Origin of the sequence: Eubacterium sp. CAG:156 (assembly GCF_000434315.1) — a bacterium.
GTDB classification, from domain to species: Bacteria; Bacillota; Clostridia; order Lachnospirales; family Lachnospiraceae; genus Eubacterium_U; species Eubacterium_U album.
On the sequence record NZ_FR878163.1, the window covers coordinates 19,726 to 33,280 of the forward strand.

General features: G+C 32.3%; 10 protein-coding genes and 1 other annotated feature. Of the genes, 9 read left to right on the top strand and 1 reads right to left on the bottom strand.

Going from position 1 to position 13,555, the window contains the following annotated elements:
- Positions 1–121 precede the first annotated feature (121 nt).
- Positions 122–349: a binding site (T-box leader), on the top strand.
- Between the two features lie 72 nt (positions 350–421).
- From pheS to aroA, 6 genes are all read left to right on the top strand, one after another.
- On the top strand, positions 422–1,441 hold the full coding sequence (pheS, locus tag ABMA45_RS06505; RefSeq protein WP_022089079.1) for a phenylalanine--tRNA ligase subunit alpha: 1,020 nt from the start codon (positions 422–424) through the stop codon (positions 1,439–1,441).
- Between the two features lie 30 nt (positions 1,442–1,471).
- Positions 1,472–3,889: a phenylalanine--tRNA ligase subunit beta gene (gene pheT / locus ABMA45_RS06510; protein WP_022089080.1), complete on the top strand. Its 2,418-nt coding sequence runs from the start codon at positions 1,472–1,474 to the stop codon at positions 3,887–3,889.
- Between the two features lie 9 nt (positions 3,890–3,898).
- Positions 3,899–4,396 carry an HD domain-containing protein gene (locus ABMA45_RS06515; protein ID WP_022089081.1) on the top strand — a complete coding sequence of 166 codons (498 nt, stop codon included), beginning with the start codon at positions 3,899–3,901 and terminating at the stop codon, positions 4,394–4,396.
- Between the two features lie 249 nt (positions 4,397–4,645).
- Positions 4,646–5,098: a D-aminoacyl-tRNA deacylase gene (gene dtd, locus ABMA45_RS06520; protein WP_022089082.1), complete on the top strand. Its 453-nt coding sequence runs from the start codon at positions 4,646–4,648 to the stop codon at positions 5,096–5,098.
- Between the two features lie 11 nt (positions 5,099–5,109).
- Positions 5,110–6,153, top strand: a complete 1,044-nt coding sequence (gene queA / locus ABMA45_RS06525; protein WP_117910201.1) for a tRNA preQ1(34) S-adenosylmethionine ribosyltransferase-isomerase QueA — start codon at positions 5,110–5,112, stop codon at positions 6,151–6,153.
- A 27-nt stretch (positions 6,154–6,180) separates the two neighbouring features.
- A complete protein-coding gene (aroA, locus tag ABMA45_RS06530) occupies positions 6,181–7,467 on the top strand; it encodes a 3-phosphoshikimate 1-carboxyvinyltransferase (RefSeq protein WP_022089084.1) in 1,287 nt (428 codons plus the stop codon).
- 52 nt (positions 7,468–7,519) lie between these two features.
- Here aroA and ABMA45_RS06535 read toward each other — a convergent pair whose 3' ends face one another.
- On the bottom strand, positions 7,520–8,620 hold the full coding sequence (locus ABMA45_RS06535) for a prephenate dehydrogenase (protein WP_022089085.1): 1,101 nt from the start codon (positions 8,618–8,620) through the stop codon (positions 7,520–7,522).
- Between the two features lie 360 nt (positions 8,621–8,980).
- Here ABMA45_RS06535 and ABMA45_RS06540 point away from each other — a divergent pair, with 360 nt between their 5' ends.
- The 3 genes from ABMA45_RS06540 (at position 8,981) to ABMA45_RS06550 (ending at position 13,511) form a co-directional block, all read left to right on the top strand.
- The gene (locus ABMA45_RS06540) at positions 8,981–11,071 is read left to right on the top strand and encodes an elongation factor G (protein ID WP_022089086.1); all 2,091 of its coding nucleotides are present in this window, start codon (positions 8,981–8,983) and stop codon (positions 11,069–11,071) included.
- A gap of 279 nt (positions 11,072–11,350) precedes the next feature.
- The gene (gene deoC / locus ABMA45_RS06545; protein WP_022089087.1) at positions 11,351–12,013 is read left to right on the top strand and encodes a deoxyribose-phosphate aldolase; all 663 of its coding nucleotides are present in this window, start codon (positions 11,351–11,353) and stop codon (positions 12,011–12,013) included.
- 109 nt (positions 12,014–12,122) lie between these two features.
- On the top strand, positions 12,123–13,511 hold the full coding sequence (locus tag ABMA45_RS06550; protein ID WP_022089088.1) for a L,D-transpeptidase: 1,389 nt from the start codon (positions 12,123–12,125) through the stop codon (positions 13,509–13,511).
- Positions 13,512–13,555: the final 44 nt, after the last annotated feature.

The following is a 13,555-nucleotide window of genomic DNA, read 5'->3' on the forward strand; positions in this document are numbered from 1 at the left end:
AAGACGAAAACTAATAATGAACAGAGTAACAACAGCAGAATGGTTATTGCTGCAAAATGAGTTAAATAATGCCTAATTAGCGTGTTGACACTAAATTTTATGTGTGTTAGAATTACTAAAGTTAAAGGCAATGATAGTGTAAGTAAAGTTGCAGTATTCTTTAAGAGAGAAAGATTCATCGGCTGAGAGATTTTTTAGGTTACGCTGCAATTTGAATTTCCCACTGGAGCTGCATTTGTAAACGGAATTTTCTTAGTAATGAATGACGTTTATGCGCGTTAAGCATATAGAGAGCTTGATTATTTTAATCAGGAACTAGGGTGGTACCGCGGATATTTCCGTCCCTTAATCAAGGGTACTTTTTTTATGCAAAAAAATATTTTAAACAGTATCCGAAAATAAGTGAAAGGAAAAATAAATAATGAAGGAAAAGTTAAAAGCAATCAGAGAAGAAGCTGTTTCTAAAATCTTAGAATCAGAAAACTTAGATAAGTTAAATGAAATTAGAGTTGCTTATTTAGGTAAAAAAGGTCAGTTAACAGAAGTACTTAAAGGAATGAAGGATGTTGCTCCTGAAGACAGACCTAAGGTTGGACAGATGGTAAATGAAACAAGAGCAGCCATCGAAGAAAAAATGGAAGAAGTTAAAAATAATTTAGCTGCTAAAGCAAGGGAAGCTAAATTAAAAGCAGAGGTAATTGATGTTACACTTCCTGCAAAGAAAAATAAGATTGGTCATTTACATCCAAATACAGTTGCATTAGAAGAATTAGAAAAGATTTTCGTAGGACTTGGATATGAAGTTGTTGAAGGTCCGGAAGTTGAATATGATTACTATAACTTTGAAGCTTTAAATATTCCGGCAAACCATCCGGCTAAAGATGAACAGGATACTTTCTACATAAACAGAAATATGGTTTTAAGAACTCAGACATCATCAGTTCAGGTGCATGTAATGGAAAATGAGAAACCTCCTATCAGAATTATTTCACCGGGAAGAGTTTTCCGTTCAGATGAAGTAGATGCAACACATTCACCATCTTTCCATCAGGTAGAAGGACTTGTAATAGATAAGAATGTTACATTTGCTGACTTAAAAGGAACATTACAGGAATTTGCAAAAGAATTATTTGGAGCAGATACAAAGGTTAAATTCAGACCTCATCATTTCCCATTCACAGAGCCAAGTGCTGAAATGGACGTTACATGCTTTAAATGTGGAGGAAAAGGATGCAGATTCTGTAAAGGTGAAGGATGGATTGAAATTTTAGGATGTGGTATGGTTCATCCTCATGTATTAGAAATGAGTGGAATTGATCCTGAAGAATATACTGGATTTGCTTTCGGCGTTGGTTTGGAAAGAATCGCATTATTAAAATATGAAATCGATGATATGAGATTGTTATATGAAAATGATGATCGTTTCTTATCACAGTTCTAATTTTGTTTATAGAGAAAGGAAGAATTAATCATGAATACACCATTATCTTGGATTAAAGCATATGTTGATGATTTGGATTGTACAGATCAGGAATATATGGATGCAATGACTTTGTCAGGTACAAAGGTAGAAGGATTTGAAAGATTAGATGCTGACCTTGATAAAATTGTTGTAGGTAAAATAGAAAAAATTGAAAAGCATCCTGATGCAGATAAACTTGTTGTCTGTCAGGTTAATGTTGGAAAAGAAACAGTACAGATTGTTACCGGAGCACAGAATGTATTTGAAGGTGCCATCGTACCAGTTGTTCTTGATGGAGGAAGAGTTGCCGGAGGACATGACGGCTCAAAGACTCCGGGTGGTATTAAAATCAAAAAAGGAAAACTTCGTGGAGTTGAAAGTTTTGGTATGATGTGTTCAATAGAAGAATTGGGCTCAACAAATGAAATGTACCCGGAAGCACCTGAAAATGGAATTTATATTTTCCCTGAAGGAACAGAGGTAGGAAGTGATGCAGTAGAAGCATTAGGATTACATGACAGTGTATTTGAATATGAAATTACATCTAACAGAGTTGACTGCTACAGTGTAATTGGTATTGCAAGAGAAGCTGCAGCAACATTTAGAAAACCATTCCATGCACCTGAAACTCATGCAGTTGGAACAGATGGAGATGTTAACGAATATATTAAAGTAGAAGTTAAAGATTCTGATTTATGCTCAAGATATTGTGCAAAAGTAGTTAAAAACGTAAAAATTGGACCATCACCTAAATGGATGCAGAGACGTTTAGCAGCTTGTGGAATCAGACCAATTAACAATCTTGTAGACATTACAAATTATGTTATGGAAGAATTTGGTCAGCCAATGCATGCTTACGATTTAGATACAATTGCAGGTAAACAGATTGTTGTAAGACGTGCAAATGATGGTGAAACATTTACAACACTTGATGGACAGGAAAGAAATCTTGATAGTGAAATGCTTATGATATGTGATGGAGAAAAAGCAATTGGATTAGCAGGAATCATGGGTGGAGAAAATTCAAAAATCACAGATGATGTTAAAGATATGGTATTTGAGGCAGCATGCTTTGATGGAACTAACATCCGTTTATCATCAAAACGTTTAGGCTTAAGAACAGATGCATCAGGAAAATTTGAAAAAGGATTAGACCCTAATAATGCTGAAGCAGCAATCAACAGAGCATGTCAGTTAATAGAAAAACTTGGAGCAGGTGAAGTTGTTGCCGGAATAGTAGATATCTATCCTGAAAAGAAAGAAGAAAATACAGTTAAATTTGAGCCTGAAAAAATTAACAAGTTATTAGGAACAGACTTATCAAAAGAGGAAATGTTAAGTTACTTCCCTGCATTAGAATTAAAATATGATGATAATACACAGTTAATTACAGTTCCTACATTTAGACAGGATTTATACAGAACATGTGATATTGCAGAAGAAATCGCAAGATTTTATGGATATGACAAGATTCCAATGACACTTCCGTCAGGAGAATCAACATCAGGTAAGATTCCACTTAAAGTACAGATTGAAAAAATTGCAAGTTCAGTTGCACGGTTCTGTGGATTCTCTCAGGCAATGACATATTCATTTGAAAGCAAGAAAGTATTTGATAAACTTTTATTACCTGAAGATTCAGAACTTAGAAATACAGTTTCTATAATGAATCCATTAGGTGAAGATTTTAGTGTAATGAGAACTACATCGTTAAATGGAATGCTTACATCACTTGCAACAAACTTCAATAGAAGAAATAAGAATGTTAAGTTATTTGAACTTGGAAATATTTATCTTCCAAAATCAATGCCTGTAACAGAACTTCCAGATGAAAGAATGCAGTTTACACTTGGATTTTATGGAGAAGGTGATTTCTTTACAATGAAAGGTGTTGTAGAAGAATTCTTTTCACAGGTTGGAATGGATAAAAAAGTAACATATGATGCTAAAGCAGGAAAGACATTTTTACATCCGGGACGTCAGGCAAATGTTATTTATAATGATACAGTTGTTGGTTATTTAGGAGAAGTTCATCCTGAAGTATTAGATAACTATAATATTAAAGACAGAGTATATGTTGCAGTAATTGATATGCCATATATCGTTGAAATGGCATCATTTGATACAAAATATAAAGGAATTGCTAAATATCCTGCTGTAACAAGAGATATTAGTATGGTAGTTCCAAAAGAAATACTTGTAGGTCAGATTGAAGAAGTAATAGAGAAATGTGCCGGAAAGAATCTTGAAAACTATCAGTTGTTTGATATTTATGAAGGAAATCAGATTGAAGAAGGATTTAAGTCAGTTGCATATAAGATTGTATTTAGAGCAAGTGACAGAACACTTGAAGAAGCTGATATCACAAAGGCAATGGACAAGATTCTTAAAGGATTACAGGAACTTGGTATTGAATTAAGAGGTTAAAGGACAAAAATGGATCATATAGAACTTTTTAATAAAATGATTGAGTATTATGAAGGCAATCCAAAGAGAATACAGCATTTTACAAAAGTATTTGAATATTGTAGACTCATTGGAACAATGGAAAATATTCCTGAAAAAGAGCAGTTCGCTTTAGAAACAACAGCTTTAGTTCATGATATTGGAATAAAAAAAGCAGAAGAAGTACATGGAAAAGGAAACTGTAGTGGAAAATTACAGGAAAAACTTGGACCTGAAATTGCTGAAAAAATGTTAAATGAATTAGGTTATCCTAAAGATGTCATTGAAAGAGTAAGTTATTTAGTTGCTCATCATCACACATATAATGATATATGTGACAGCGATTACCAGATTTTAGTTGAAGCAGATTTTTTAGTTAATATGTATGAAGACGGATTGCCGTCTCAGAATGTAAAGGCTGCTTATGAAGCTGTATTTAAGACAGAATCAGGCAAGCGTATATGCAGAACGATGTTTGGAATTAAATAATTTTAATTCATGCATTATTTGCAAAGTTCCAATAAAGAAAGGAACATTGTCTGTGCGGATGTATGTGAACAAAGTTTTTCATATATCTGTAGGATTAAATTAAACAGGGAAGGTTGGAATAAAATTTCAACCTTTCCTTTGTTGCTATAGTAGGAAACAAAATGAACGAAGTTCATTTTTTATAAATGTTTCCGACGAATAGCCGCTGACAGAAGGGCAGGGGCATTACATATTGCACAGGAGAATAAAATGAAATTTGTAATACAAAGAGTAAATCATGCATCAGTTAAGGTTGATGGAAATGTAGTAGGTAAAATAGATAAAGGCTATATGGTACTTATAGGTATATCTGAAAATGATACAAAGGAAATAGCAGATAAAATGATTAAGAAAATGATTGGCTTAAGAATTTTTGAAGATGAAAATGGAAAAACAAATATTAGTTTAAAAGATGTATCAGGTGAACTTTTACTTATTTCACAATTTACTTTGTATGCAGATTGTAAAAAAGGAAACAGACCTTCTTTTATCAATGCGGGAAAACCAGATATGGCAAATGAAATGTATGAATACATTATAGAACAATGCAAAAAAGAAATAAGCGTTGTTGAAAAAGGAATATTTGGCGCAGATATGAAAGTTAGTCTGGAAAATGATGGACCATTCACAATTGTTTTAGATAGTAAGGAAATTATAAAATAATGGAAAAAACAATGAATTTACATGATTTTTATTATGATTTACCACAGGAACTGATAGCTCAGGACCCACTTGAGGACAGAAGTAGTTCAAGACTTATGGTATTAAACAAAAACACAGGAAAAATACAACATCATATATTTAAAGATATTGTTAAATATTTGCATAAAGGAGATTGTCTTGTAATTAATAATACAAAAGTTATTCCTGCCAGACTTTTTGGAAGTAAAGTCGGAACAGATGCGAAGATTGAAGTATTATTATTAAAAAGAAAAGAAAATGATGTTTGGGAAACATTAGTTAAACCGGGTAAAAAATGCAAAGTTGGAACTGAAATTTCATTTGGTGAAGGACTTTTAGTTGGAAAGGTTATTGATGTTGTTGAAGAAGGTAACAGATTAATACAATTTAAATATGAAGGCATATTTGAAGAAATACTTGATAAGTTAGGACAGATGCCGCTTCCACCATATATTACACATCAGTTAAAAGATAAAAACAGATATCAGACAGTATATGCAAAGTATGAAGGTAGTGCCGCAGCGCCTACAGCAGGTCTTCATTTTACAAAAGAATTGTTAAATGAAATCAAAGAAAAGGGTGTTGAAATTGCAAATGTAACTCTTCATGTCGGACTAGGTACATTTAGACCTGTAAAAGTAGAAAATGTATTAGAACATCATATGCATTCCGAATTTTATGATGTAGAGGAAGAAGAGGCTAAAAAGATTAATGAATGCCGTAAAAATGGTGGACGAGTTATTGCTGTAGGAACAACAAGCTGTAGAACACTAGAATCTGTTACAGGTGAAGATGGCATTGTTAAGGCAGGAAATGGCTGGACAGAGATATTTATTTATCCGGGCTATAAATTTAAGGCAATTGACTGCCTTATAACTAATTTTCATCTTCCTGAATCAACACTTTTAATGCTTGTATCAGCACTTGCAGGAAGGGAAAATATTATGGCAGCTTATGAAGAAGCAGTAAAAGAAAAATATAGATTTTTCTCATTTGGAGATGCTATGTTTATAACAGATAATGAAACAGAAGAATAGACACATAAACTTATATGAGGATTAGTAATGACAGATGTTTATATAGTACAGAAATTAGAAAATAATAAAGATATTATTGTAAATGTGCCGGGTTCAAAAAGCATAACTAACAGAGCATTAATGTTAGCTGCATTGTCTGATGGAGAGTGTAACTTAGATGGGGTACTTTTTAGTGATGATTCCAGAGCATTTTTAGATTGCCTTGAAAAATTGGGATTTCAATTATTTATAGACGAAAATGAAAAAAGAGTAAAGGTTGTTGGAACATCAGGGAAAATACCAAATAGAAAAGCAACAATAGATGTAAGAAGCGCCGGAACTGCAGCCAGATTCCTAACGGTTATGCTTGCAGTTACAGGAGGAGAATATACTCTTAATTCTTCAGAACAAATGAAAAAAAGACCGATGGGTGAAATTATTGATTTGCTAAGAAATGCAGGAGTTAAGATTAGTTGTTTAGAAGAAGAAGGTCATTTTCCATTTATTATTTCTTCAAATGGTTTAGACAAGAAAGAAGTTTCGATTAACACAGATACAAGTAGTCAGTATGCAAGTGCATTATTAATGGCTGCTGTTATGACAGGTTTGAAAATAAAACTAACAGGAAAACGTGTTAACGGTGCATATATAAAAATTACCTTAAATATGCTTAAGCAATTTGGAATTAAATATGTTCAATTTGAAGAAAATAAATATAATATAGAAAAACAAAGGTTCAGATTAGAAAAATATCAGATAGAACCTGATATGTCAGGAGCATGTTATTTCTATGCAATGTCATTAATGATTAAGAAAAAAGTTTTGGTAAAAAATCTGCATTTAAATTCAATGCAGGGAGATATTAAATTTTTATATGCTTTGAAAAAAATGGGATGCCTTGTAAAAGATACTGATGAAGGGATTATAATTGATGGTTCAAATGTATCTGAATACAAAGGAATAGAAATTGATATGAATGATTTTTCTGATCAGGCATTGACAATGGCGTGTGTAGCTGCATTTGCAAAAAGTAAAACATTAATAAAAAATGTAGGACATATAAAAATGCAGGAGTGTGATAGAGTAAATGCCATAATAACTAATCTTAATTGTTTAGGAATAAAAGCAAGAGAAGAATTAGCGGATGGTAAAGTTAATATTTGCATTGAACCGGGAAAAGTCAACAGTGGAGAGATAGAAACTTTTAATGACCACAGAGTTGCTATGGCATTTACACTTATTGGGTTAGTTTGCGGAGGCATAACTATAAAAAATCCGATGTGCTGTAAAAAAACATTTGAAAATTACTTTGATATAATTGATTCGTTGTATTAAATAAAAAAGTGTAACAGTTATTTTTGTTAATTGTTACACTTTTTTGTTATATTTATTGTCTCTTTACTATGTCATATTTATGTCTTTCAAGCATTTCTACAGCTCTATCAGCTGAATCCTGGTCATAGAAAGAAATTTTAAGAACACCATCTTCAAATTCCCTATTATGAACAATTCCGATATTTTTAATGCTGACGCCACTTGTTGCAAGGATAGTTGCAATAGTAGCAATTGCACCTGATTCATCGATAATATTACAGTAAATTCTGTAACTTCTAGGTATGATAGAATTGTTATGTTCTTCAATGTTATCTCTGTAATCACGGCTTTCAGTAATAAGAGCATTGATGTCTGAGCCACGTTTGTTATCAAGGCTTGATTTAATATCTTTTAAATCATGAATATATTTGTCAAGCATAATGCTGATGTTTTTGGTGTTAGTCATACAAATCTGTTCCCACATTTCAGGTGAAGAACTGGCGATTCTTGTTATGTCTTTAAATCCTCCGGCAGCTAAAGTTTTCATATACTCTTCCTTTGAGTCGTTATGTTTTACTAAGTTAACAAGACTGGCTGCAATCAAATGAGGAAGATGACTAATTGCTGCAACAACTTTATCATGTTCTTCATAAGATATACGAATTGGAATTGCTCCAATCATTTTAACAATTTTAGTTAATTCATCTACATATTTTTGCTCGACTTTATTTGTAGGAGTAAGAGGGTAGTATGCATTTTCAACAAGTCGGTCATTAGCATTTTCATATCCTGTTTTCTCAGAACCGGCCATAGGATGTCCGCCGATAAAATGTTCTTCAAGACCAAGGGCATTTACAGCCTGATGAATATTTGTTTTTACACTACCAACATCTGTTATAATACAGTTATCATTTATAATTTTTTTTAAAATACTTAGGTATTCAACATTTTTTTCAACAGGAGTGCATAAGAAAATATAATCACATTGTGAAAATGTTGAATCAACCTTATCAGTTGCAATATTTGCAGTACCATCATTTAAAGCTAATGTTCTGGATGATTCACGTCTGTTATATACAATAATTGTTGATTCCGGTAAAACACGTCGAATAGCTTTTGCAATAGAACCACCAATTAATCCGATTCCAATAAATCCAAATGTTAGTTTTCTCATTTTTTAAGTCCTTTCTTCCCGTAAATTAATCTTCCAACTTTAACGCTTTAAAGTTTAGCACTTTAAAGCAAGATATTCAATATAAAATTTAAACTTTATGTATTAAATAAAAAATTATAAGAATTATTCAAGGCATTATAACCCATTTTATAGGAAAAAACAAATTTTTATTGTAACGTTTTTTAACATAGAGGAATGTTGTAAATCATATAATAATTTTGTAAAATAGATTGTATGATAGTGAACGGATTAATTAAATATTAAAAATGGTGAACGAAATTATTTTTTATAAATGTTTCAAGAAATAAGCCACCAACCACTGGAAGGGGCAATACATAATAATATTAGGAGGGTACAGCTATGAATGTGTATAAAACATCTCAGGTTAGAAATGTAGTTTTTTTAGGACACGGAGGCGCAGGTAAAACTACATTAGCAGAAGCAATGGCGTATGCAACAGGAGTGATAACCAGAATGGGCAGTGTCGATAATGGAAACACTATAAGCGATTATGACTCAGAAGAAATTAAGCGTAAGTTTTCTATTAATGCGGCAGTTATTCCAATAGAATGGAATGGATTAAAGATTAATATATTGGATGCTCCGGGTTATTTTGATTTTGTCGGACAGACAGAGGATGCCATGAGTGTGGCAGATGCAGCTGTAATAGTAGTAAATGGCAAAGTAGGATTAGAAGTAGGAACGATAAAGGCATGGGAAATATGTGAACGAAGAAAAATCCCAAGAATATTTTTTATTACAGGAATGGATGATCCTAATGCTAAATATATGGAAACCGTAAAGCAATTAAAGGAAACATTTGGTAAACAGATTGCTCCGTTTCATTTGCCAATAATTGAAGATGGCATTTTAACAGGATATGTAAATGTTGTTAAAATGGGTGGACGAAAATTTGTAGGTGATAATGGCGAATATGTGGAAAGAGATATACCGGATAATCTTGAAAGTGATTTGATTCCATGTAGAGAACAGCTTATGGAGGCTGTGGCGGAGTCAGACGAAGAACTTATGGATAAATATTTTAGTGGGGAAGAATTTTCAAATGAAGAAATATCAAAAGCACTTAGAAAAAGTGTAATAAGTTGTGATATAGTTCCTGTACAAATAGGAGCAGGTATTAACTGTAAAGGTGTAAATATGCTTTTACAGACATGCGAAAAATATTTCCCATCACCTGATAAGGCAGAGGTATTTAAGAAAGGAAAAAATCAGGATACAGGTGAGGATGTAATAGCTGATTTTGATGAAACTAAACCTGTAACGGCATATGTATTTAAAACAATAATGGATCCGTTTGTCGGTAAATATTCATTAGTAAAGGTAAGAACAGGTATACTTAAGGCATCAACTACAGTTTATAATCCGTCAAAAGGAATCGAGGAAAAATTAGGAAAACTTTATACTATATGTGGCAAAAATATTTCTGAAATAACCGAATTACACGCAGGAGATATAGGAGCGGTAGGCAAGCTTACAGGCACCAGAACAGGCGATACTTTAGCAACAAAGGAATGGCCGGTAGTTTATCACCCGACTACAATGTCTAAACCATATACATATAAACGATATAAGGCAGTAAAGAAAGGTGAAGAAGATAAATTAGCACAGGCATTGGTTAAGTTGTGTATAGAAGATTTGACACTTAAGACAGTAAGTGACGAAGAAAACAGACAACTTTTACTTTATGGTATAGGAGATCAGCAGTTAGATGTTGTAGCAAGTAAATTAAAGGAAAAATATAAAGTAGAAATTGAATTGTTAAAACCAAAATTTGCATTTAGAGAAACAATTAAAAAGAAAGTTCAGGCTCAGGGCAAACATAAAAAACAGTCAGGCGGACATGGACAGTATGGCGATGTAGTAATTGAATTTGAGCCATCAGGAGATTTATCAAGACCATATGTATTTGAAGAAAAGATATTTGGTGGTTCAGTTCCTAAAAATTATTTTCCTGCGGTCGAAAAAGGAATACAGGAAAGCGTTTTAAAGGGACCGCTTGCAGGATATCCTGTTGTTGGAATTAAGGCAACATTAATTGATGGTTCGTATCATCCTGTAGATTCGTCAGAAGTTGCATTTAAAGCAGCAACCATGATTGCATTTAAGAAAGGATTTATGGAAGCGATGCCTGTATTACTACAGCCAATGGCATTACTTACAGTTACAATACCTGATAAATTTACAGGAGATGTAATGGGAGATTTAAATAAGAGACATGGAAGAGTTGTTGGAATGACTCCTGATAAAAATAATATTCAAATTATAGAAGCAGAAATTCCTATGTCTGATTTGTATGGATATTCAACAAGCCTTAGAGCAATAACAGGTGGACTTGGTGAATTTGAATATGTATTGTCCAGATACGAGCAGGTACCGGTTGATGTACAGGAAAAAGAAGTGCGTGAAAGAAGTGAGGCTAATAATAAATAATTTTGCATGATTCTTGTGTAAAGTATTATGTTTGAAATTATAAAAACTAAATGATATGTTAAATGTAAGTGACTATAGGGTTATTTGCTTAAGCAAATAATCCTATAGTTTAATATTGTGGTAGGATTGTGAGAGCGCGTAGCACAGAACAATCCGTAGGCATCAAAAACTCAATATTATATTGTAAAAGAAAATAAAGTGAACACGACTCATTTAGTTTAACGTTTCTAACGATTAGTTGTTAAATAAAGAAAAATAAATTATAAAGGAGAGAATGAGATGGATATTAAAGAAATATTATCAAAAGTTGATCATACGTTATTAAGACCGGAGGCGACATGGAATCAGATAAAAAATATATGTGATGAGGGCATTAAATACAATACAGCTTCAGTATGCATACCTCCTAGCTTTGTAAAACAGGCTGCAGAATATGTTGATGGAAAAATTGCAATATGTACGGTAATTGGTTTCCCAAATGGATATAATACTACAGAAGTAAAATGCTATGAAGCACAAAGTGCCGTTAAAGATGGTGCTAGTGAAATTGATATGGTTATAAATATCGGATGGGTAAAAGAGGAAAAATGGGGAGAAATATTTAATGAGATTAACAAAGTAAAAGATTCATGTAATGGAAAATTACTTAAAGTTATTATTGAAACCTGTCTTTTAACAGATAAAGAAATAGAAAAAATGTCAGAAATAGTTTCTCTTTCAAAAGCAGATTATATAAAGACATCAACAGGATTTTCCACAGAAGGGGCAACTTTCCATTCGGTAAAATTATTTGCTGACAATGTATTCAACAATACTAAAATTAAAGCCGCAGGTGGAATCAGTAGCTTAGAAGATGCAGAAAAATTTATTGAATTAGGAGCAGACAGACTTGGAACAAGCAGAATTGTAAAAATAGCTAAAGAAAAAGAAGAAAATCAGTAGGGAATATCATATATCAGGGCTTATGAGCGACGTCTATATTCTATTGCAAAAATAACCATTTGTTGTATAATATAACAGTATGCGTGAAATTATGGGAAGGAATGATTTTGTGAGTAGAAAAGATAATTCAAAAGCTAAAAATTTAAAAAATATAATTACAACATTAATAGAGGTTATTATTGTTGCAGCTATTATTTTTGGCGGCCTGATGTATGTTCAGCATAGATTACAGTTAAGAGGAACTGCAAGTACACAAGGAAAAGGAATTGACAGTAAAGAAGAAACACAGGATGAAGAGCAGAATAGTGGGACAGGTAAATATAATCTTGTGGTCAATATAAAAAAGAATGCTCTCATTGTATACGAGACAGACAAGGATAATAATGAGGTTCCTACCTATGTCTTTCAGTGTTCCGTTGGAGATGGAATAAATGAAGGCAAGGGTAAGGTTCAGAAAAAATACACTTGGCTTGATATTAATAAATCATGGCATAAATATAACTCACAGATTTCTGAAAACAGTTGGATTCAGTCAGTTAATTATAGTGAAAAATATAGTTGGACTTTAAATAAAAAATCATATAACAGTTTAGGAGAAAAGCAAAAAGCAGGTTCATGTATTTTGCTTACTGCAAGAGATGCAAAATGGATATATGATAACTGTGGAACAGGAACTAAAGTTAAAATTGTAAAAGGTTCAAAGAAGGATGTATTACCTATGGAACCGCTTGCAAAGACTGAAACATATAAAAAATGTGGGTGGGATCCTACTGACACTGATGAAGCTAATCCTTATTTAAAGCTTGCTAACAGTACAATTGCTGTTGGTGATAAGGTTGTATATGTTGAAAAAGGTACAGATGTAAAATACCTTGAAAATATAATTGCAATTAATGCTAACGGACAGGATGTTACATCGAAATTAAAATACAATAAAATAGATTCAGGCACGCTTGGAAAAAATAAAGTTAAATTTACATATAAAAATAAAGCCGGAGAAAAATTTTCTCAGACAGTTGTATTTAAAGTAATTGATACGACCTGTCCTAAGGTAACATTATCAACATATAAATTTAAATATGAAGTTAAGAGTGCAAGCATAAAAGATTATCAGAAAGATAAAGTAAAAAAAGCAATAGAAGATTTAGTTAAGTCAAAAGCAAGTTGTGATGAAAGTGGAGTTACAATTAAAGCAGTGGCTTTTCCTAAAGATCAATTAGAAATTGGAGATAATTCCGTTAAAGTAATTGCTACTGATGAATCAGGTAATATTGGAAACTGTGAAGCAACAGTTGAATTAGTTATTAAGGAAACTAAATTAAATAAGAAACCAAAAGTACCTGAATCGACTAAGCATAAAAAAGAAGAAACTACTACAAAGAAGAGTAAAGAAGAAACAACGACAAAGAAAAAGTCTGAGGAAACAACAACACAGAATTCTAAGGAAACTACTTCTCAGACAAGTGATATGCAAACAACAGCAAATTTAGCTGAGTAAATAATAAAATGATTATAAATTATAATCTATAATCTAGGAGGAAA

Bases quoted from the DNA above. Each gene is read 5' to 3' on its own strand.
- pheS (WP_022089079.1), top strand. From the start codon at position 422: ATGAAGGAAAAGTTAAAAGCAATCAGAGAAGAAGCTGTTTCTAAAATC.
- pheT (WP_022089080.1), top strand. From the start codon at position 1,472: ATGAATACACCATTATCTTGGATTAAAGCATATGTTGATGATTTGGAT.
- ABMA45_RS06515 (WP_022089081.1), top strand. From the start codon at position 3,899: ATGGATCATATAGAACTTTTTAATAAAATGATTGAGTATTATGAAGGC.
- dtd (WP_022089082.1), top strand. From the start codon at position 4,646: ATGAAATTTGTAATACAAAGAGTAAATCATGCATCAGTTAAGGTTGAT.
- queA (WP_117910201.1), top strand. From the start codon at position 5,110: ATGAATTTACATGATTTTTATTATGATTTACCACAGGAACTGATAGCT.
- aroA (WP_022089084.1), top strand. From the start codon at position 6,181: ATGACAGATGTTTATATAGTACAGAAATTAGAAAATAATAAAGATATT.
- ABMA45_RS06535 (WP_022089085.1), bottom strand. From the start codon at position 8,620: ATGAGAAAACTAACATTTGGATTTATTGGAATCGGATTAATTGGTGGT.
- ABMA45_RS06540 (WP_022089086.1), top strand. From the start codon at position 8,981: ATGAATGTGTATAAAACATCTCAGGTTAGAAATGTAGTTTTTTTAGGA.
- deoC (WP_022089087.1), top strand. From the start codon at position 11,351: ATGGATATTAAAGAAATATTATCAAAAGTTGATCATACGTTATTAAGA.